The sequence below is a fragment of the Allomuricauda sp. F6463D genome (genome assembly GCF_023015965.1).
Taxonomy (GTDB): Bacteria; Bacteroidota; Bacteroidia; order Flavobacteriales; family Flavobacteriaceae; genus Flagellimonas.
In genome coordinates, this window is the sequence record NZ_JALKAN010000002.1 from 888,169 (window position 1) to 909,303 (window position 21,135).

Below are 21,135 nucleotides of genomic sequence, written 5' to 3' on the forward strand. Positions count from 1 at the left end.
TTTTTATTGATTTAATCAACTAAAGGTAACAATCAGTTTGAAACTATAGAAGTGTTCGAAGTCGGAATTTTATTTTGTTGGAACCTCTTTTCAAAATCAATATCTGATGAAATTCTTTTTGTAGTTTTAAAACTATTAACCATAAATCTTATATCATGAAAAAAGTAATTATTTCATCGTTACTTGCCTGCTCTATTTTATTCACAAGCTGCTTAGGCTCTTTTAGCGCGTTCAATAATTTAAAAGATTGGAACCAAGGATTAACGGACAGTAAATTTTTGGACAACCTTATTTTTTGGGGATTGAATATTGTTCCCGTCTATGGCCTGTTCTTTTTGGGTGATGCCATTATTTTCAATGTTATCGAGTTCTGGTCGGGATCCAATCCCATTGCCATGAAAGATGGAGAATCCGAGACCCAAATGGTGGAGCACGATGGCAATAACTTTGAGATGATCGCAACTAAAAACAGAATTGAGGTCACTGTTGTTGCGGGTTCAAAGAAAGGGAAGAAAATCGATTTGGTTTATAAACCAGATGAAAAGTCTTGGAACGCTGTTCGTCCCAATGGAGAGATAATTAAATTATCTTCTTTTGAAGAAGGGTTCTATATTGTTTACATGCCAAATGGTGAAGAAGTCAAAATAGACCCAATGAGTACAAGGGAGGAAGGATTAGCCCTTATAAAAGAAAGAGACACCTATTATTACAACGAATCTCTTTTGGCCGAGTAGTATAAAATATAATTGGTCATAAAAAAACCCATGGCAAACACCATGGGTTTTTTTATACTGCTTAAACTCTTAGTATCGATAGTATTCGGGTTTAAAAGGCCCTTCTACTTTTACCCCAATATACGCTGCTTGTTCTTCGTTAAGTTCCGTTAGTTCAGCACCAAGGCGAGATAAATGTAACTTGGCCACTTTCTCATCCAAATGCTTTGGAAGCATATATACTTCATTTGCGTACTTATCACTGTTGTTCCAAAGTTCAATCTGTGCCAAGGTCTGGTTGGTGAAGGAGTTGCTCATTACAAAACTAGGATGGCCAGTGGCACAACCCAAGTTAACCAATCTTCCTTCCGCCAGAATAACAATATCCTTGCCATCCACAGTGTACTTGTCTACTTGAGGTTTAATTTCATCTTTCGTATCACCATAAGCTCCGTTCAACCAAGCCATATCTATTTCATTATCAAAATGACCAATGTTACAAACAATGGCTTTATCCTTTAAAGCTCTAAAGTGTTCTTCACGAATAATGTCTTTATTACCTGTTGTGGTGATAACAATATCCGCATTGGGCACCACGGTTTCCAATTTTTTCACTTCAAAACCGTCCATGCAAGCCTGTAGGGCACAAATGGGGTCTATCTCCGTAACGGTAACAATGGAACCAGCTCCGCGGAAAGAAGCAGCAGTTCCTTTACCCACATCACCGTAACCGGCAACTACAACACGTTTTCCGGCCAACATAGTATCCGTAGCCCTGCGAATGGCATCCACCGCACTTTCTCTACACCCATATTTATTATCAAATTTGGATTTCGTCACAGAATCGTTCACATTGATGGCGGGCATGGGAAGCGTTCCCTTTTTCATTCGCTCGTACAAACGGTGTACTCCGGTGGTTGTCTCTTCGGACAATCCTTTTACGCCAGCGGCCAATTCCGGATATTGATCTAAAACCATGTTGGTGAGATCACCACCATCATCCAAGATCATGTTCAACGGTTTTCTTTCTTCTCCAAAGAACAAAGTTTGCTCAATGCACCAATCAAATTCCTCCTCGTTCATGCCTTTCCATGCATAAACCGGAATACCAGCTGCTGCAATGGCTGCTGCGGCATGATCTTGTGTGGAAAAGATATTGCAAGAGCTCCAGGTTACCTCTGCTCCAAGAGCCACCAAGGTCTCAATTAAAACAGCAGTTTGGATCGTCATGTGAAGACAACCGGCAATCCTTGCACCCTTTAGAGGTTGTTGGCTCCCATATTCTTCGCGCAATGCCATAAGTCCCGGCATTTCGGCTTCGGCAAGCTCAATTTCTTTTCTTCCCCAATCGGCAAGAGAGATATCCTTTACTTTGTAAGGTACATATGGAATTGTCTTTGTGCTCATACTTTATATAAATTTACTTTTGTAGCTTCGCTTAAATAGTGCGACAAAGATACAAATTCACTTAACTTTAGTTGATGCCCGTTTACAAAACAATAACAGTTTCTCCAACCACTAAAGTGTATATCTGGAAGGTTACCGAGCCAGAGGCTGAACTTTCTAAAGATGTGGAGCTTACATTGCATTGCCAAAAGCGAATGGATGGTATGAAATCCGAGTCGCACCGAAGAGCATTTTTAAGCATTAGGCACCTCTTGGCAGTGGCAGGTTATGTAGATCATGATCTGTATTATGATGATTTTGGGAAGCCCCATCTAAAAGATGGAAAATATATTTCAATTACACATTCGCACAACTTTACCGGGATTATTATAAGCGAAACCGATGCGGTGGGGATTGATATTGAGATGCAACGTGATAAAATACTTCGAATAGCACACAAATTCACCCCAATTCAAGAATATAAAACCTTGGCCAATTCCGAAGCCATAATTAGAAAGCTAACCATTGTTTGGGGTGCCAAGGAGTCCCTTTACAAAATCTACGCACAACAAGGGCTCAGTTTTTTACGTCATATAAATGTCATGGATTTTACTTTTGAAGACACTAGAACAGTGGCTGAAATACTATATCAAGGGGAAAAATCGCACTACGAAATTGAATTTTTGGAATTTGAAGGTTTTACCTGTGTTTATGCTCTTAAAATGATGGGTGGATAAGCATCCGTTTTTGTAGTTTTACATCGAAAACCAAATTGCCCATGAAAATATCCGTTGAACTTACCTTATCTCCACTACAGGATGATTTTGAAGCACCAATCATTGAGTTTATAAAAAAGTTACGGAATTCTGGGCTTACGGTTTTAGAAAACCCCTTGAGTACACAGGTGTTTGGTGATTACGACAAAGTAATGGAGCTGCTTAATTCCGAGATTAAGGAAAGTTTCAAAAACTTGGACCATGTAGTGCTGACCATGAAAGTGGTGAAATCTGACAGAAGTGACTATGAACCCCATTTTTGATTTTTTTCTTGGTCCATATGAAGACCGGGAATTCTCTTTGATTATTTTAGAAGCGACTGCATTTTTCTTCGGAATCGCAAGTGTGTTGTATGCTAAAAAAGAAGATATTTTAGTGTATCCCACGGGTCTGATCGCAACGGTGATTACTACCTATATATTTTTGGTGGATAGTTTGTTTGGGGATATGATGATGAATTTCTATTATTCCATAATGAGTATTTATGGCTGGTGGAATTGGGCAAGGAGAAAAAATGACAGACAGTTTGCTGTACAGATTACACGAACTAATACCAAGGAAAAATGGATAGGCTTTGGGTTCTTTTTACTTACCATGTTGGTTACCTATGGGGTCTACAAAGTATTTGGAGCTGAAATAGGTCCCACCAATTATGTGGATATTTTTACCTCAGGAATTTTTTTCACAGCAATGTGGTACATGGCCAATAAAAAATTGGAAAACTGGACCCTTTGGATATTGGGTGATTTAATAACTGTACCTTTGTACGCATATAGGGGATGGGGTATGTTCTCTTTGCAATACCTCATTTTTACTGTATTGGCAATACAGGGATATCTCGCATGGAAGAAAAACTTGGGCAAGAGCCTACAAACCTCATAAAAGTTGTCCTTTTTGGACCTGAATCCACAGGGAAAACAACCTTGGCGAAACAATTGGCCGCGCACTACAACACGGAATGGGTGCCGGAGTATGCGCGCGAATATCTTCAAGATAAATGGGATAGAGAAAATAAAACCTGTGAACCTCATGATCTTCTTCCCATAGCCTATGGCCAAATGGATTTGGAGAACAAATTGGTGAAAAATGCAAACCAAGTACTTATTTGTGATACCGACCTTTTAGAAACAAAAGTCTATTCTGAGGCTTATTATAATAGCACTTGCGACCCACTTTTGGAAGAATATGCCTTAAAAAATACTTACGACCTATATTTTTTGACAAATATTGATACCCCTTGGGTTGCAGATGATTTGAGAGACAAGCCGGATGAAAGAGAACGAATGTTTATGTATTTCAAAGAGGCGTTGTTGAAAAACAATAGGAAATTCATAATTTTAAGTGGAGATAAAGCATCAAGGCTTTCCACAGCAATAAAACACATAGATAAACTTCTCTAAAAACATGATAGAATTAAGTTCTAAAGACTTGGAACAATTGGATTCCAAAGGAATTTCCAAAGAAAAAGTAAATACCCAAATACAAACATTTAAAGAGGGCATTCCTTTTGTGCAGCTATTCCAAGCAGCTGTGGTAGGTAATGGTATCCTAAGGTTTTCCAAAAAAGAGCAACTGGAGCTCATTCAGTATTTTGAAAATAATAGGGGAAGTCTTGAGTTGTTAAAATTTGTACCGGCATCGGGTGCGGCATCAAGGATGTTCAAGGCCATGTTCAATTTTTTGGATAGCTATAATTCATCCAAAGAAAAATTATCGGAATATATAGAACGTACTGGAGATAAAGATGTACAAGAATTTACCGAAAACCTTGTCAAGTTTCCATTTTATGAACTGATAATGGAAAAAATAAGGGGCAAGACTGCGAGTAAAGATGAAGAAGCCTATCTTTTTGTAAAGGAAATGTTGACAGAGAATGGACTTAATTACGGTTTTTTCCCAAAAGGATTATTACCTTTTCATACATATGAAACGGGTACAGCGACCCCGTTCGAAGAGCATTTGAAGGAAGCCGCTCTTTATGCCAAAACAAAGGGCAGGGCCAACCTTCACTTTACGGTATCCGAACAGCATGATCAAATGTTTATCAATGAAGAGTTATCTGTGGGTCCAAAAATCTCGAATCAAACAGAAACGGAATTCAACATTACTTATTCCAATCAAAAGCCATCAACAGACACTATTGCTGTAGATATGCAGAACCAACCTTTTAGAAACAGCGATGGTTCCATACTGTTCCGTCCAGGTGGTCATGGAGCACTCATTGAAAACCTAAACGATCAAGATGCTGATATTATCTTTATTAAAAATATCGATAATGTGGTCATAAATAAAAATTTGGAAACTGTATCCAACAGTAAAAAATTATTGGCGGGAGTGTTAAAAAAGGTTCAGACTAAGGTTTTTTCTTATGCTGACCTTATGGATAAAGGAAATGTTTCGGTAGAAAAGGCAGATGAAATCAAACTTTTTTTAGAGAAAGACCTTAATGTTCGTTTTCCAAGTAATTATGATGATTTAAGTGTATCCGAGCAAATAATGGTTTTGAATGATCGGTTAAACCGGCCAATACGTGTTTGTGGTATGGTTAAAAATGAAGGAGAACCTGGTGGAGGGCCATTTTGGATCAAAGATACCGAAGGTAAAATATCGCTCCAAATTATTGAGTCCGCACAGATTGACATGGATAATGAACAGCAGGCCAGTATTTTACAGAATTCAACTCATTTTAACCCAGTAGATTTGGTCTGTGGGGTTCGGAACCATAAGGGAGAAAAGTATAACCTATTGGATTATATAGATTCGAAACAAGGCTTTATAACTGGAAAAACAAAGGAAGGAAAGGAACTAAAAGCATTGGAGCTTCCGGGTTTATGGAACGGCGCTATGGCTTTTTGGAACACTATTTTTGTGGAAGTACCATTGGTGACCTTTAACCCTGTTAAAACAGTGAACAACCTTTTAAAATCTTCACACCAAGCATAAAAGAATATAATTATTAAAAAATCCGCTGCCTTTGTAGGTAGCGGATTTTTTTGTTTGTGCTTATTCATTAATATAAACGTGTTGCTCAAGTAGCATTTTTGTGTAAAAATTACACACCTTGTTTATTGTATTTCACACTTTTACACAGTGTTTAAAAATATTAAAAACACATAAAAACCTAATAATCAGTTTTTTATAACGTATCTAATACTAATTTCAAAAACGGCACTATGTTTTCTGTTAGATAGTCAAGTTTAATAATTAAAATTATATACCATGAAAAATTTAGCTTTAGCAACAGTACTATCATTTGTAGGAGTAACAGCATTTGCCAATATTGAAAGTCCTGCACATGACACAAATACCACCATTGAGATTGTAGTAGCAGATTTTGAAGAAATCAGTGTAGCTGACCTTCCATCTGCAGTAACAGGTGCAGTGGAGTCAAATTATCCTACCGCTACAATTAGCAAAGCATACAAAAACGATAAAGATCAATATAAGCTTGATCTTACCCTTGAAGATGGAACAACAGGATCTGTTTATGCCGATGCCGAGGGTAATTGGATAGATATGTAAGACATCACCCCACGTTTGGTTGATTAGTTTGGTTAGAAAGGGGCTGCAATGGCAGCCCCTTTTTTTGTGATAATTTTATAAGTGCAGGTGCAACTGAAAAAAAGCAGGAGCCGTATATTAGATAACTGAGATATGCCCGAAATCTTAATCATTGAAGACGATACTGCTTTCTGTCAAATGCTTCAAAAGTTTTTGACAAAGAATGGTTTTGCCGTATCCACAAGTTATTCCTTAAAAGATGCAGAGAGAATCCTTTCAACAGCTACCTTCGATATTATTTTGTCTGATGTACGATTGCCAAAAGGCAACGGGGTAACCCTACTGCCACAAGTAAAACGGGAGTCACCAAGAACCCAGGTTATTTTAATGACAGGTTATGCCGAAGTGAAAACCGCTGTAAATGCCATCAAAAAAGGGGCATTTGACTATATCTCGAAACCATTTACTCCCGAAGCGATTCTTTCCGTAATCAAGGATGCCCTGAATGCTAATATTACTGAGCATGATATTTCCATAAAAAAATCAAAACTACCAGAGGAGGACAAGAAACCAATCAACTTTCTGAAAGGGCAAAGCGAAAAATCCAAAAAACTTCAACAATATGTGGAGTTGGTAGCCCCAACCAATATGTCAGTGTTACTTACAGGTGAAAGTGGTACCGGAAAAGAGGTCACAGCAAATGCCATTCATGAAACAAGTAAAAGGAATAATGAGAAATTTGTTGCAGTAGATTGTGGTGCAATACCCAAGGAAATTGCGACTAGCGAATTTTTTGGACATGTAAAAGGTAGTTTTACAGGAGCCGTTGATGAAAAAAAAGGTCATTTTGAAGCGGCAAACGGGGGGACACTCTTTTTAGATGAAGTAGGGAATCTTTCTTATGAGCATCAGATTCAGTTATTAAGAGCTATTCAGGAACGAAAAATTAAACGGGTCGGCAGTACAAAAGAAATTGAGCTCGATATTCGAATTATTGCCGCTACCAACGAGAATCTTTCCGAAGCTGTGGAAGAGGGAGATTTTAGGGAGGATTTATATCATCGACTCAATGAATTTTCCATTGAAGTACCTTCTTTGAGAGAAAGACGGGAGGATATTCCATTGTTTGCGGATTATTTCCTCGAAAAGGCCAATTCTGAATTGGAAAAGAATGTTCTGGAAATTTCAGAAGATGCCAAACGTATCATTCAACAATATAGTTGGCCTGGAAATTTACGCGAAATGAAAAATGTGATAAAAAGAGCTGTTCTTTTTTCTGAAGAGGAAACTATGTTTCCCAACGCTTTGGCAGATGAGGTTGTAAATGCGGTAAATAAGCATGAAGCAGCTAATTTTTCTAAATCAGATTATGAAAAAGAGCGAATTCTGAATGCTTTAAAACAAACCAACTTTAATAAAAGTAAAGCAGCAAAGCTCTTGCAGATTACACGTAAAACACTCTATAATAAAATCAATCAATACCAACTGAAAGTTTAGCTAAATAACCCTGAATTTGAGTTTCCAATTTGGACAAAGCAATTTTTAGTTCCGAAAGTATCTTTAACACCTTATCCTCTTGGGTGTCGTCTGGAATGTCCTGCAAGACCTCAAGTAAATCAATGGCGTTTTGAGCCTCTAGTTGCCGGAACATTGGTAAAATCTTATGGGAAATAGCCCTGATACGAGGGTAATCTTGCTCTTCCGCAGCGAAAAATAAAAAGTCAATATTTTGACTGGAACTCTTTAAAAATACTTGTAAAACCTCTTTTACCGATATTTTATCTTCTAAAAATGCTGAAATGTTGTCAACAGTAAACATCGAAGAACCAGTATCCGGAACATCACTTTTAATATTCGGTTTTTTTATGAAATTTAAAACTTGTAAGAGCGTTTTAGCAGAAAAAGGTTTTTGGATAACATCTGTGAAACCAGCGTTTAAATAATCTTTCTTTTTGTCGATTTGCTGTCCTGTCATAGCAATTACGGAAATATTTGACTCTAATTTTTTGATTGCTTTTAAAACTGAAAACCCATTTATTGTTGGCATTTGAATGTCGGTAAGCACAGCGTCAAATTGGTTGATTTTCGAAAGTTCAAACTTATTAAAGTCTGTAAACGTTGTTGTTTGAATATCGTTTACCTTGCAGAGTTCAGAAATGAGACCCAACATGTTCTCATCATCATCGATAACCAAAATGGATAGAGCTTCGGGTTGAGAGATGTGTTTGTTGAAGTTGTTTTTGATCAATTCCTTTTTGGAAAACGTTACTGGAATCTGAACGGTAAAAGTACTTCCTTGGTTCATTTTACTTTTTAAACTTAATTTACCGCCCAATAATTCGGTTAATTTTTTGGATATTGTAAGCCCGAGGCCATAGCCAACATGCACTTTTTGAGAAAGTTCCTTTACTTGGGTAAACTCTTGGAAAATGGATTCCTGGTTTTTTCTTGAGATGCCAATTCCCGTATCTTCAACATCGACCCTAAGCCATTTGACTTTGTTTTTAACTTCCACTTTTGCGCAAATCTTAACATGGCCGGATTGGGTAAACTTAAAGGCATTTCCTATGAGGTTCGTTAGGATTTGCCTTATTCTAAATGGGTCGGTGTTTATAGGAGTTTTTAGATCTTCATCTATTTCCAATTGAAGCGATACTCCTTTTTTTGACCGGATTTCTTCAAAATCGACCGTAATTTCCTCAAGTAATTGAGTAAGTTCAAATGGAACCTTGTCCAATTTAATTTTTCCGGCCTCTAGTTTGGAATAATCTAAAAGATCGTTTACCAGTTTTTGCACATATTCTGAAGAAGATTTAATCTTATTCAGATGGTTCTGTTGTTTTGTGTTCAATCCACTTTGTTCAATCAAATCGGAGTAACCGCTAATGGTATTGAGAGGGGTTCGTAAATCGTGGCTAACGGTTGAAATGAGTTGTTCCCTACTTCTTAGAAGTGATTCAGAATATTTTTTGGCCTTTTCGAGTTGTAGTCGGTATTGTTGTACCTTCCAGTAATCTTTGGATATCATTAGTGTGAACAATATCACTGTAAGCAGTCCCAAAAGAACGGCACCTGCAGCCAATCGAAAACTTTTTTTCAAAGTTTGCTCTTGTTTTAGGTTGTCGAGATAGGAGTTCCGAGTCATTTCCCGCTCAAAACCAGTTAGAATACTTCGCAATTTTTGAGAAAGTTCAAGATCGGTACGATAGATCTCGAGTTCTTTTTGCAGTACGCTGCGTTCCACCGAAGCTGTTACTGTTTTAGCTTGGTTTAAAATGGATTTGGACACTTCTAAAATGGAGTCGATATTGTTGGCGTCTGTGTTCCCACCAGAATTTGGAATATTTCTATTGAGTATGGCCACGTAATCTTTGATGTACTCTTGTGTTTTGGGTGGCAACTCATCAAAGTTTGGAGCAAATGTACTAGGGGTTATTCTGCCCATATCCACCTCCATCTCATGAAAAGCTTTCAAAACTGAATCTAAAGAAGTACTGTTTTCATTTTTTACTTTTAAATTTCTTAATTCGGCATTGTTAAAAACCTTTTGTTTCAATAGTAATTGAACACTGTCAAGCTTTGAGCTTTGGTCTCCATAATTGGTTTTTGCCAAAGGCTTCAAGGATTCTATAAATTGTGTTATTGAATCCACTTTTTGTGCATAGGACTGTAGATCTTCTGGTTTTTTGGTCTGTAAAACCAATTTGGATAGGTTTTCGGCATCATACAATTGGGTCAGCAACATATTTACCTTTAATAGTTTTTTATTGCTTTCCCCTTGATTTTTTGTTGAAGCATAACTTTTGAACTCATTATAGATCAAAAATGCAGCGAGTATGGCCAAAACACCCAAAACCGCGTAGCTAAGAACAATTTTAAGCGTAAATCTTTTTTTGGATTTAGGATGCATACTTGTATATACGGTCGACCCTGGGGGACATAGTTGTTATCAAAAGTTAAAATTCTATGATGTTTTTTATGAAATTCAATATTCCCATCTTACATTTGCCCCATCTCAAAGGGGTGCTTTTATTAAAAGGCTGAGATTATACCCAATGAACCTGGGCGGGTAATGCCGCCAAGGGAATGCGCAAGTCGCATCTTGGACTTTCTATGTTTCTTTAAGAAACAAAAATCATTTACTAACAAAGAATAATGACCCCTTTTATTCGTAACATTTTTACGAATGAAACTCTATTCAATTATTCAACAATTGACCGCCCGTTCAAATGGCGGTTCAATGCGACCGACAAGACACAATCACAGGAACCGCATTAAAATTTTATGTACAACATTTACCTTTTTTGGTGTAGCGCTTGCTATGCATGCACAAGATAAGCCGCTTGACAGTCTTGAGGGAGAAAAAGTGGTGCTGGATGAGGTATTAGTACAAGCCGTAAGGGTAACCAAAGAGTTTCCTATTACTTTTTCAGACTTGGACAAGGAGGAGTTGACTCCACGAAATTTGGGCCAAGATGTACCTATTCTAATGAATTTTATGCCGGCCGTGGTCACCACATCCGATGCGGGAGCGGGGATAGGGTACACGAGTATGCGTGTACGGGGTAGCGATGCGACCCGGGTAAACGTTACCATAAACGGTGTTCCATATAACGACGCCGAATCGCAGGGAACTTTTTGGGTAAACTTGCCCGATTTCGCTTCATCTACCCAAAGTTTGCAATTGCAGCGTGGTGTAGGTACATCTACCAATGGGGCAGGTGCTTTTGGAGCCAGTTTAAATATGCTAACGGATGCCTTTTCGCCAGAAGCTTATGCTAGGATTTCTTCATCCATTGGAAGTTTTAGCACCCTTCGGAACAATGTAAAGTTCAGCACGGGGTTAATTAATGATCATTTTGAATTCTCTGGACGGTTGTCAAGGGTAACGTCCGATGGTTACATAGATAGAGCAACTTCGGAACTGGATGGCTATTTCTTGCAAGGAGCTTATAAAGATGACAACACCTTTGTCAAAGCCTTGCTTTTTGGAGGACATGAGGTTACCTATCAGGCATGGTACGGAACACCTTTGGCGAGAATAGAAAATGATACTGATGGCGTTGAGCAATATATCATAAACAATGGTTTTTCAGAAGAAGAAGCTGAAAACCTAAGGAACTCTGACAGAAGGTATAATTATTATACATACGACAACGAAGTCGACGATTACAAGCAAGATCATTTTCAATTGCATTGGTACGAAACTTGGAATTCCAATTGGAACACCCATTTGGCAGTGCACTATACCCGAGGACGAGGTTTCTTTGAACAATTTAGGAACGATGATGATTTTGACACCTATGGTTTTGAACCAATTATGGTGAACGGTGATTTGGTGGAAAACACAGATCTGATCCGTAGAAGGTGGTTGGACAATGATTTTTATGGAACCATTTTTTCCGCTACATACAACAATGACAATCTTGAGCTCATCATGGGGGGTGGTTACAATGAGTACAAAGGAGATCATTTTGGTGAGATAATCTGGGCCGAGTATGCAGTTAATAGCCAAATAAATGATAGGTATTACGACGATACCTCTACTAAGACCGATTTCAATATTTACACCAAGGTCAATTATACATTAACTGATCAATGGTCTTTGTTCGGTGATGTACAATACCGTGGAGTCAGTTATGAAGCTAATGGAGATGATACGGGATTGGTGGACGACAGCTTTAATTTTTTTAACCCCAAGGCTGGTATAACATTCGATTTGAACCGTAACAACAACTTCTATCTATCTTATGCAAGAGCCAATAGGGAACCCAACCGAAACGATTATGAGAGTGGAAGCCCAAAACCGGAAAAGCTTAACGATTTTGAGCTTGGGTGGAGGTATGTGTCACCAAGTTTTCAGTTGAATACCAATGTATATTATATGCGATACAAGGACCAACTGGTTCTAACTGGAGAGTTGAATGATGTAGGCGCCCCGTTGAGGTCCAATGTAGGTGATAGCTACCGACTGGGTCTGGAAATCGATGCAAATGTTAGATTGTCCAGCGTGTTCCAATGGAAACCAAACATTGCTTTGAGCGATAATAGAAACGTTGATTTCTTCTTTGAGCGAGATGGAGTGCTCCAAAATTTAGGGAATACCCACATCGCCTATTCTCCACAGCTAATTGCAGGTAATATTATTTCCTATCAACCCAATGCGAATTTTCAGGTTTCCTTGCTCTCAAAATTTGTTGGAAAACAGTATATGGGAAATGTAGATTCTGAAAGCTCTGTTTTGGACAGTTACACACAAACAGATTTTAATGTACAATACACCATCAACACCAATTCCTTTGTAAAAAGTATTGTGTTGTCTGGGCTTGTGAACAATGTTTTTGATGCCGACATTGTTTCAAACGGGTATTTTTATACTTATGATGATAATTGGTCCAATCCAGGATCGGTGACCACTATCGAAGGGGCCGGATTCTACCCACAAGCTGGAATCAACTTCCTTTTGGGGGCAACGGTTAATTTTTAATATTTTAAACCAACGGGATTCTGTAATTTAACACAATGGCAGAATCCCGTTTTCATTTTTCTAAAGACAAACCCTTTCGATGGGGCGTAATAGGTTGCGGCAGTGTCACAGAAAAGAAAAGTTTACCCGCTTATAAACTAACCCCTGGTTTTAGTGTTGAGATGGTGATGTGTCGCAATGCCGAAAAAGCCGAAGATTATGCTCGGCGGCATCACATTCCTAAATGGACTACCAATGCCGATGAGGTAATCAACAATCCCGAAATAGATGCGATATATATTGCTACTCCACCTGACAGCCATAAATTTTATGCTTTAAAAGTGGCCGAGGTTGGCAAACCCTGTTGTGTGGAAAAGCCCATGGCTCCAAATTATGCTGACAGCTTGGCTATTTACGAAGCATTTAGTTCCAAGGACATTCCACTTTTTATTGCTTATTATCGTCGTTCGTTGCCCCGCTTTTTAAAAATAAAACAATGGCTGGATGATGGGTTGATAGGTGATGTACGACATATCCACTGGCAAAAGACCAAACCACCGAACGAAGTGGATTTGAAAAATAAATACAGTTGGCGAACCGACAAGAACATCGCCCGTGGTGGGTATTTTGATGATTTGGCCAGTCATGGTTTGGATTTGTTTACTTTTCTTTTGGAAGAAATTACAGAGGCAAATGGACTTGCAACCAACCAACTTGGGTTGTACTCTGCTTTTGATTCCGTTACTGCTAATTGGATGCACAAAGGAGGCATTACGGGTTCAGGGATTTGGAATTTTGGCACACTAAACCGAACGGATAAAGTAGAAATTCTAGGCTCCGAAGGAATTATACGTTTTGCAGTACTGGATGAAGCACCAATTGAGTTGGAAAATGCATTGGGGCATCAGATTATGAAAATTTCGCATCCCGAGCACATTCAAGAGTTTCATGTGCAAAATATCAAAAACCATCTTTTGGGCAAGACAGTACATCCATCAACAGGAAAATCCGGTTTGCAAACCAATTGCGTAATGGAAAGGATTTTAAACGGTAATTGATCAATTGGATATTGTCACCGTGTTTCCACTTTGGGTGGCACTGTAAAAAAGAAGGTCGTAATACCTGTTTCCATCATCTGGCCGATCTAATTGCTGTCCTGTAAAAAGGCTATAAGTATAACCCTCACAGCTACAAACCACGTTTTGCCCATCAATGGTCATCGTTGAACAGTCGTTTGGCGCATGGTTTGGGCAACTAGCCTCGAAAGCGTAAAATGTGTTCAAACTGGATTTGATTACAAAAGCACCTCGTGTACCCACTCCATTGTTGGGCACATAAATAGGGTTGCCAATATTGTTGAGGTCGTTATATAGCGGAAGATTTAGATTTAGTTCAAGCCTAAATCCTACCTCTTGCAGGTAAGGATTTCGGTTTGTGGTGTCCGAACTGCAAGATAAAATTAGTGCTAAAAGACCAATGGTCCAGAAGTGTTTCATAGTGGGTGTTTGAAAACGTTTCTTAGGCAAAGTTGATGAAAAATTGCCTATATTTGCGTTAAATCCTCGCAAAAATACCGTGCAGGTCATGGGTATAGTTGAGGATTTTTTGTATTTGTAAAGTAAGAGTACATTGGGGAAATTTTTTGATTTTCTTCAATGCCTTATTGCATTAAAATTTAACGATATGAGCAAAGTTTCATACTACACACCTGAAGGATTAAAAAAATTGAGGGATGAGCTTAATCAACTAAAAGATGTTGAGCGTCCCAAGGCATCCCAAGCCATAGGAGAGGCAAGGGACAAAGGAGATCTTTCCGAAAATGCAGAATACGATGCAGCCAAAGAGGCTCAAGGTCTTTTGGAGATGAAAATTTCTAAAATGGAAGAAACCTTGGCCAATGCACGCTTGATAGATGAATCCCAATTGGACAATTCCAAAATACTGGTGCTTTCTACGGTGAAGATAAAGAACCAAGCCAACGGTATGGAAATGAAATATACCTTGGTAGCTGAGAGCGAAGCCGATCTTAAAACAGGGAAAATCTCCGTAACATCTCCAATTGGAAAAGGATTGTTAGGTAAAAAGGTTGGCGATACAGCCGAGATTAAGGTCCCTAACGGAACCTTAAAATTTGAAATTTTGGAGATTACAAGAGAGTAGCAGTAATTAAATTCATTATATTTAATCCCGTCGCGTAACGGGATTTTTTTATTCTAAAATTGAATTATAATGGCCAGCATCTTCACTAAAATCATTAATGGCGAAATACCTTGTTATAAAATTGCGGAGGACGACGATAATTTTGCTTTTTTGGACATAAATCCGAATACAATGGGTCACACACTCTGCGTTCCCAAAAAGGAAGTGGACAAGATTCTGGATTTAGACGAAGAATCGTATATGAAACTAATGGCGTTTTCGCGCAAGGTTGGACTTGCCATTGAAAAAGCTGTTCCCTGTAAACGTGTTGGGATATCGGTCATTGGTTTGGAGGTACCACATGTGCATGTACACCTAATCCCACTACAGAGTATGGCAAACGCCACTTTTCAGCATAAACAAAGTCTTTCTGAAGAACAGTTTGAGAAAGTCGCAGCAGAAATTAGATCCTACCTTTAATTATAGTTTTCTAAGAAAAAATATACCCCAGCTGCAACTAGACAAAGCATCAACACCAAAATGATGAAAAATAACATGGTAAACCGTACTGCGGGTCTATCTGGCTTTGTCAATTTATTATAGTAGTCAAAAACCCGCTCAATATCCGGGGTCCAGTTTACCGGGTAAATAATAGAATTACATGTTTTGCACTTGATTTCGTGTGTAACCACCCCTGTAGTTCTATGGAAAAGAGCGTTAAATGTGTGTTTTTGGTAAAATGTAATCTTAAGTTCCTGATTAAAGCATTCGGGGCAATTGTTGGTAATATCAGCTTCTTGAATTACAAGTTGTTTTTCCTTTGCCATAATTTATATTTCTAGTTCACGGAGGGAAATTTGCATGATAGTTCCTTCTTTACTAGACGAAAATACTTTAATTTTTCCTTTATGGTATTCTTCAACAATTCTTTTTACCAACGAAAGACCTAAACCCCAGCCTCTTTGCTTAGAAGTAACTCCTGGGTTAAAAATATTCTGAAAATCACTTTTGGTGATACCATGACCGGTATCCGATACCATAATATTAATATTTTGCCCCTTTTTTTCAATTTGAATGGCGATGTTCCCTTTACCTTTCATGGCATCGATTCCATTTTTCACAAGATTCTCGATGCTCCAATTATAAAGAGGTGGATTCATTAACACAAAAGCTTTGTCCACGTTGGAGCTAAAAGAAAAATGTACCAATTTTGAGCTACGTTGCTTAAGGTACTCGTAGGCTAGTTTAGTTTCGGCAACAATGTCGTGCTCTCGTAATTCGGGGACAGATCCAATTTTGGAAAATCGTTCGGTAATGGTTTCCAATCGATCTATGTCTTTCGCAATTTCGCGAGTTACTTCCGGGTTTATATCTTCAGATTTCAATAATTCGTTCCAACCCAATAATGAGGTAAGGGGTGTGCCGATTTGGTGTGCTGTTTCCTTGGCCATGCCCGCCCAAAGCTTGTTCTGTTCAGAAGCTTTGTTTGTCCTAAAGAAAAAGAAGATAACAGCTCCGAACAGGAAAATAATTAAAAGTAAAGCCAATGGATAGTACTTTAACCTGTTTAAAACCTCCGAATTGCCATAATACAAGGTTTCCAATAATTCCTCTTCTTGAATAATCTGAATCGGCTCATTTTCACTTTTGAATTGTGTAATTTTCTTTAGAATGTAAAGGCTGTCAGCCATTTTGTCCTCCGAAATATTGTGGGTTTTGTAGGACCCTTCCTCGTTCACCAAAATCATGGGGGTAGAAGTGTTGTTGCCCAGAACTTTAAGGGTCAGGTTCCCCAATTCTTGATCCACTGAAGATTGAATTAGTTCTAATTGAGCCGTGGCCCAAATTTCCATTTTTAAACGTTCCTCTTCTTTAAACTGTCTAAAAAAACTATTGGTGTTCCATAAAATTAGACTCACAATAATGAATGCCGAAATCAGCATTATAATGTTGGAGGTTTTCCGTTTTAGACTAAAGTTCATTGGTGGTCAATTTCTTTTTAAAGATAATAAATGGAAAACATGTTGATAGTTAGTTGAAATAACGGTAACCAATGGAATTCATTTTATGTATTTTTGATTTTTCAACAAAATTAACATTGCATGGAAGTTCAGGGAAGAATCAAAATGATAGATGAGACCAAAACATATGGAAACAATGGTTTCAGAAAAAGAGAGGTGGTCGTAACTACTGAAGAACAATATCCACAACATATATTGGTTGAGTTTGTACAGGATAAATGCGATTTGCTGAACAATTTTAAAGTTGGCCAAACGGTTAAAATCAGTATAAATCTAAGAGGTAGGGAATGGGTAAACCCGCAAGGCGAGACCAAGTATTTCAACTCTATTCAAGGATGGAGGATAGAAAGCCCGCAACAGGAACAAGGATCGGACAATATGCCTCCTGTTCCGCCAATGGAAGCCTTTGAACCCGCAGATGACCTAAATGAGGAGGATCATGATGATCTGCCTTTCTAAAGGATAGTTGCTGGTAATAATATTAACGTTGAAAATCTGAACCTTGTGTTCAGATTTTCTTGTTTTTGGCCCGATTTGTATTTTTAGAAAAAATTGCTTGTGGAAAATACTCCCTTACATTTTTTAAGCACAAGGTTGGAGTTTCCGCCCGTTTCCACCGCCAGTGAGGACGGGCTACTTGCCGTAGGAGGTGATTTGTCCCCCGAAAGATTGTTGTTGGCCTATAAAAATGGAATTTTTCCTTGGTTCAATGATGATTCATTGATTCTATGGTGGACACCCGACCCAAGAATGGTACTTTTCCCGGAAAAGGTAAAAGTATCCAAAAGCATGCGAAAGGTAATTCGCGATGGAACATTTACCCTTACCCAAAACTCTTGTTTTGAGGAGGTGATGGATCATTGCGCAACAATTGGGCGAAAAGACCAAGAGGGCACATGGATCAGTCCCGAAATGAAAACAGCATATATAAACCTTTATAAAAAGGGTTATGCTAGATCATTTGAAGTTTGGGAAGATGGTGAATTGGTAGGTGGTCTTTATGGGGTTGATCTTGGCCATGTTTTCTGCGGTGAAAGTATGTTCAGTATACGGCCCAATGCCTCTAAATTTGCTTTTATAAAAATGGCCAAGGAATTGGGTGGAACAGGATATCAGCTTATCGATTGCCAAGTTCATACAAACCATTTGGAGAGTTTGGGGGCCGAATTGATTCCCAGAGAAGAATTTTTGAAAATCTTACAGGGATAGATGTGGGTTGGAAAACGGAATATCCGTTAAACCTCGTGATACCTAAAACAGTTTGTTTCATGGTCGTTTACCATGCCTGTTGCCTGCATATGGGCGTAAATTACCGTACTGCCCACAAATTTGAACCCTCTTTTTTTTAAATCCTTGCAAATGGTGTCGGACAAGGTTGTGGTCGCAGGGGCGTCTTTATAATTTACCCATTTGTTTTTAATGGGTTTACCATTCACAAAGCCCCAAATGTAGTTCCTAAAACTTCCAAATTCTTTTTGAATTTCCATAAAAGCTTGGGCATTGGATACCGTTGCGTTTACTTTTAATTTATTTCTGATAATTCCCGAATCCTGCAATAGGATATCAATCTTGGTTTGGCTGTAGTTTGCAATCTTTTTGTAGTCAAATTGATCAAAAGCTTTTCTAAAATTTTCTCGCTTTCGCAAAATGGTGATCCAGCTCAAACCTGCCTGAAAGGTTTCAAGAACCAAGAACTCGAACAGGGTGGCATCATCTTTTACGGGAACTCCCCATTCGTTATCGTGATAAGCCTCATATAGCGGGTCACCCAAGCACCATCCACACCTATGTTTTTCCATTACAAACCAGTTTTTATCAAAAATAAAATAAAAACAGCGGATTAATTATACAAAGAATGATAAGGGTATTTTTGTTCGAAGTTCTCGAAAATCAAACAACAGATTATGTTGAGTACAATTGTCAGTTTTTGCTGATTTGCTTTGTTGCATAATAATGTAAGGATTGACTTCCAATAACAACCAATGACAAAAGTCAGAGAATGTGCAGATTACCCTGCGTACTTTTGAAAAAACATGTATGGAAGTTTTAGAAAAAAATAGATTGAAAATAATACGGGAATATATTGCAAAAGGAATGGATTATGCAGTATACCGTGATTTGGTTAGTCAATTGGCCAAATCGGGGAAGACCACGGGCCCAGAACAAACCGAAGCTTTGGTGAATTATACCAAACTTGGCGAAAGAAGAATGACCCGTTGGGATAAAACCTTTAAAATACCCGAAGGCATTGGTGAAAAGTTAAAATCGGTGGATAAAGAGCTAGTGTTTTTGGTGCTATCTGAAAGTTGGTGTGGAGATGCTGCTGCCAGTTTGCCTGTATTGAACAAAATTGCCGACACAAGTCCAAATATCACCTTGAGCGTAATTTTACGGGATGAAAATCTCGAATTGATGGATGCTTTTCTTACCAATGGTTCACGTTCCATTCCAAAATTGGTCGTTTGGGATAAGGGTAACGATGCAATTATTGGCGAATGGGGTCCAAGACCCAGTATCGCCACCCAAATGGTGGAGGACTGTAAAAGAATGCATGGCAAATTAACCGATGAGTTCAAGCAAGAACTACAGGTGTGGTACAACAAAAACAAAGGTCAAAATATACTGGAAGATATCTTGGAATTACTTACTCTGAAATAGATAGGTGATGGTGCCAATTTGAGAATTTTTGGAATCTGGGCTAAAACGTGCCTTTAGAGCGTACGCAATAGCATTGTCCACTAAACAACCATTACTGGTCCCAGAACTTTTATCGTTAAAACTGGCTTCAGTAACATATCCGTTGTTGTCCACAGCAATATTAACAACTACTTTGCCACCTTCAATACAGGTGTAAATTGGTGGAGGTAGATAGTATGCATTTCGCTCCAATAAAGAATATGAAATGGAAGTTTGCCGATCTTTCAAATAATCGGTGAATTCTTCTTTATGGGCATCACGTTCACCTAATTTCTCTTTTTTCTCGTCACGCTGTGCACGTAATTGTTTCAGTTGTTCTTCAAAAGCGGAATTATCGGCATATTCCCCAGTTTCACTGTTCAAGGCTCTTTCTTCTATAAGCTCTTCCAAAGTCTTTAGGGGTTCAGGATTGCCAACACTTGGTTTTGCGGTTTGGTTAACGGCCATATGGCTTTTGATAGGATTATTGTCGGCTTTCATTTCCTCCAATCGTTCCTCCTCTTCTTCAAGAAGTTTTTCAATATCTTCATCCGCCAAGCTCATTTCAATGACATACTCATCCTCTTGTATGCTTCCTAAGTGAATATTGAATAGCAATAAAATCACTATGGACATAGAGAATAAAGTAATCAAAAGAGATAACTGGCTCTTGTTTAAGTTCATGGTTTAACTATAACCGCTATTTTACAAAAATATTTTATCTCGACCTATCTCAGGAAGAGGTGTTAACACCCAAATTCGCCTTAAAGACATCGGGGGTTGTAGCATTATCTACGTTAAATTCACCTATCTTGGTTCTTCTCAGTTCCGACAAATGGGCTCCAGAATCCAAAACTTTACCAAAATCATGTGCTAAGGACCGAATGTAGGTTCCTTTGCTACATACCACCCTGAACTGGACTTTGGGACGTTCAATTCGAGTAATCTCAAATTCGAGGATTTCTATTTTTCGTGATTTTATTTCGACTTGTTTGCCTTCGCGAGCAAGTTCGTACAATCGTTTTCCATCTTTTTTTAAGGCTGAAAAGATAGGAGGTATTTGCTCGATCTCACCTAAAAACTGTTTTGTGGCCTCTTTGATGGATGCATCCGTGATATGATCGGTTGGAAACGTTTCATTTACCTCTGTCTCCAAATCATAAGATGGTGTAGTGCCTCCCAAGGTGAAGGTACCCGTGTATTCTTTGACCTGCCCTTGAAGCTCGGGAATTTTTTTGGTAAATTTTCCAGTACAAATTACCAGTAATCCTGTAGCCAAAGGATCCAAAGTGCCAGCGTGACCAATTTTTATCTTTTTGAGACTAAATTTTTTCCGAATGGCCCATTTTAATGCATTTACCGCTTGGAACGAACTCCATTCCAATGGTTTGTCAATCAATAGAATTTGACCGTTTAAGAAATCTTCTTTGGTGTTCAAAAATTTGGGGTTTGAGGGC

At 38.4% G+C, this 21,135-nt stretch carries 23 protein-coding genes and 1 riboswitch; of the genes, 15 read left to right on the top strand and 8 right to left on the bottom strand.

Annotated elements, in window-relative coordinates; all coding sequences use genetic code 11:
* The first annotated feature begins 155 nt into the window (after positions 1–155).
* Complete coding sequence (locus MWU56_RS12425) at positions 156–734, top strand: DUF3332 domain-containing protein (RefSeq protein ID WP_247044838.1); 579 nt, start codon at positions 156–158, stop codon at positions 732–734.
* A gap of 69 nt (positions 735–803) precedes the next feature.
* Here MWU56_RS12425 and ahcY read toward each other — a convergent pair whose 3' ends face one another.
* The gene (ahcY, locus tag MWU56_RS12430) at positions 804–2,120 is read right to left on the bottom strand and encodes an adenosylhomocysteinase (RefSeq protein WP_247044839.1); all 1,317 of its coding nucleotides are present in this window, start codon (positions 2,118–2,120) and stop codon (positions 804–806) included.
* A gap of 74 nt (positions 2,121–2,194) precedes the next feature.
* Here ahcY and MWU56_RS12435 point away from each other — a divergent pair, with 74 nt between their 5' ends.
* The 7 genes from MWU56_RS12435 to MWU56_RS12465 all read left to right on the top strand — a co-directional run bounded on the left by MWU56_RS12435 (position 2,195) and on the right by MWU56_RS12465 (position 7,873).
* Positions 2,195–2,836, top strand: coding sequence for a 4'-phosphopantetheinyl transferase family protein (locus tag MWU56_RS12435; protein WP_247044840.1), 642 nt, complete (start codon positions 2,195–2,197; stop codon positions 2,834–2,836).
* Positions 2,837–2,877: 41 nt separating this feature from the next.
* The gene (locus tag MWU56_RS12440) at positions 2,878–3,138 is read left to right on the top strand and encodes a YkoF family thiamine/hydroxymethylpyrimidine-binding protein (RefSeq protein ID WP_247044841.1); all 261 of its coding nucleotides are present in this window, start codon (positions 2,878–2,880) and stop codon (positions 3,136–3,138) included.
* Positions 3,122–3,757, top strand: coding sequence for a nicotinamide riboside transporter PnuC (gene pnuC, locus MWU56_RS12445; RefSeq protein WP_247044843.1), 636 nt, complete (start codon positions 3,122–3,124; stop codon positions 3,755–3,757). Before MWU56_RS12440 ends, pnuC begins: the two co-directional genes overlap by 17 nt.
* Positions 3,718–4,275 carry an AAA family ATPase gene (locus MWU56_RS12450; protein ID WP_247044845.1) on the top strand — a complete coding sequence of 186 codons (558 nt, stop codon included), beginning with the start codon at positions 3,718–3,720 and terminating at the stop codon, positions 4,273–4,275. Before pnuC ends, MWU56_RS12450 begins: the two co-directional genes overlap by 40 nt.
* A gap of 4 nt (positions 4,276–4,279) precedes the next feature.
* Entirely contained in the window at positions 4,280–5,818 is a 1,539-nt protein-coding gene (locus MWU56_RS12455; RefSeq protein WP_247044846.1) for a DUF4301 family protein, read from the top strand.
* Positions 5,819–6,094: 276 nt separating this feature from the next.
* Positions 6,095–6,397 (top strand): hypothetical protein, encoded by a 303-nt coding sequence (locus tag MWU56_RS12460; protein WP_247044847.1) that lies wholly within the window; start codon positions 6,095–6,097, stop codon positions 6,395–6,397.
* A gap of 132 nt (positions 6,398–6,529) precedes the next feature.
* Complete coding sequence (locus tag MWU56_RS12465; protein ID WP_247044848.1) at positions 6,530–7,873, top strand: sigma-54-dependent transcriptional regulator; 1,344 nt, start codon at positions 6,530–6,532, stop codon at positions 7,871–7,873.
* Here MWU56_RS12465 and MWU56_RS12470 read toward each other — a convergent pair.
* The gene (locus MWU56_RS12470) at positions 7,848–10,286 is read right to left on the bottom strand and encodes an ATP-binding protein (protein ID WP_247044849.1); all 2,439 of its coding nucleotides are present in this window, start codon (positions 10,284–10,286) and stop codon (positions 7,848–7,850) included. The two genes, MWU56_RS12465 and MWU56_RS12470, sit on opposite strands and share 26 nt — an antisense overlap.
* Before the next feature lie 99 nt (positions 10,287–10,385).
* Positions 10,386–10,479: riboswitch (TPP riboswitch) on the top strand.
* A gap of 83 nt (positions 10,480–10,562) precedes the next feature.
* On the opposite strand from MWU56_RS12470, the gene MWU56_RS12475 reads away from it, so the two are divergent.
* On the top strand, positions 10,563–12,863 hold the full coding sequence (locus tag MWU56_RS12475; protein ID WP_247044850.1) for a TonB-dependent receptor: 2,301 nt from the start codon (positions 10,563–10,565) through the stop codon (positions 12,861–12,863).
* Between the two features lie 35 nt (positions 12,864–12,898).
* A complete protein-coding gene (locus MWU56_RS12480; protein ID WP_247044851.1) occupies positions 12,899–13,900 on the top strand; it encodes a Gfo/Idh/MocA family protein in 1,002 nt (333 codons plus the stop codon).
* Here the strand turns inward: MWU56_RS12480 and MWU56_RS12485 are convergent, their stop codons facing one another.
* Positions 13,901–14,338, bottom strand: coding sequence for a Rieske (2Fe-2S) protein (locus MWU56_RS12485; protein ID WP_247044852.1), 438 nt, complete (start codon positions 14,336–14,338; stop codon positions 13,901–13,903). It abuts the gene before it with no gap.
* A gap of 187 nt (positions 14,339–14,525) precedes the next feature.
* Between MWU56_RS12485 and greA the strand changes: the two genes are divergently transcribed.
* Positions 14,526–15,002 (top strand): transcription elongation factor GreA, encoded by a 477-nt coding sequence (gene greA, locus MWU56_RS12490; protein ID WP_247044854.1) that lies wholly within the window; start codon positions 14,526–14,528, stop codon positions 15,000–15,002.
* Between the two features lie 69 nt (positions 15,003–15,071).
* Positions 15,072–15,461, top strand: coding sequence for an HIT family protein (locus MWU56_RS12495; RefSeq protein WP_247044855.1), 390 nt, complete (start codon positions 15,072–15,074; stop codon positions 15,459–15,461).
* On the opposite strand, the gene MWU56_RS12500 is transcribed toward MWU56_RS12495, so the two are convergent.
* Together MWU56_RS12500 and MWU56_RS12505 are read right to left on the bottom strand one after the other, a co-directional pair.
* Positions 15,458–15,808, bottom strand: a complete 351-nt coding sequence (locus tag MWU56_RS12500) for a hypothetical protein (RefSeq protein ID WP_247044856.1) — start codon at positions 15,806–15,808, stop codon at positions 15,458–15,460. The genes MWU56_RS12495 and MWU56_RS12500 overlap by 4 nt on opposite strands.
* A 3-nt stretch (positions 15,809–15,811) precedes the next feature.
* Complete coding sequence (locus MWU56_RS12505; protein WP_247044857.1) at positions 15,812–16,963, bottom strand: sensor histidine kinase; 1,152 nt, start codon at positions 16,961–16,963, stop codon at positions 15,812–15,814.
* A 120-nt stretch (positions 16,964–17,083) separates the two neighbouring features.
* On the opposite strand from MWU56_RS12505, the gene MWU56_RS12510 reads away from it, so the two are divergent.
* Together MWU56_RS12510 and aat are read left to right on the top strand one after the other, a co-directional pair.
* The gene (locus MWU56_RS12510; protein WP_247044858.1) at positions 17,084–17,461 is read left to right on the top strand and encodes a DUF3127 domain-containing protein; all 378 of its coding nucleotides are present in this window, start codon (positions 17,084–17,086) and stop codon (positions 17,459–17,461) included.
* Between the two features lie 93 nt (positions 17,462–17,554).
* Positions 17,555–18,211 (top strand): leucyl/phenylalanyl-tRNA--protein transferase, encoded by a 657-nt coding sequence (gene aat, locus MWU56_RS12515; RefSeq protein ID WP_247044859.1) that lies wholly within the window; start codon positions 17,555–17,557, stop codon positions 18,209–18,211.
* A gap of 26 nt (positions 18,212–18,237) precedes the next feature.
* Here the strand turns inward: aat and MWU56_RS12520 are convergent, their stop codons facing one another.
* Positions 18,238–18,801, bottom strand: coding sequence for a DNA-3-methyladenine glycosylase I (locus tag MWU56_RS12520; protein WP_247044860.1), 564 nt, complete (start codon positions 18,799–18,801; stop codon positions 18,238–18,240).
* Between the two features lie 238 nt (positions 18,802–19,039).
* Here MWU56_RS12520 and MWU56_RS12525 point away from each other — a divergent pair, with 238 nt between their 5' ends.
* Positions 19,040–19,660 carry a thioredoxin family protein gene (locus MWU56_RS12525; protein ID WP_247044861.1) on the top strand — a complete coding sequence of 207 codons (621 nt, stop codon included), beginning with the start codon at positions 19,040–19,042 and terminating at the stop codon, positions 19,658–19,660.
* Here MWU56_RS12525 and MWU56_RS12530 read toward each other — a convergent pair.
* On the bottom strand, positions 19,643–20,362 hold the full coding sequence (locus MWU56_RS12530; RefSeq protein ID WP_247044862.1) for an energy transducer TonB: 720 nt from the start codon (positions 20,360–20,362) through the stop codon (positions 19,643–19,645). The two genes, MWU56_RS12525 and MWU56_RS12530, sit on opposite strands and share 18 nt — an antisense overlap.
* A gap of 49 nt (positions 20,363–20,411) precedes the next feature.
* The gene (gene truB, locus MWU56_RS12535) at positions 20,412–21,116 is read right to left on the bottom strand and encodes a tRNA pseudouridine(55) synthase TruB (protein WP_247044863.1); all 705 of its coding nucleotides are present in this window, start codon (positions 21,114–21,116) and stop codon (positions 20,412–20,414) included.
* Between the last annotated feature and the right edge of the window lie 19 nt (positions 21,117–21,135).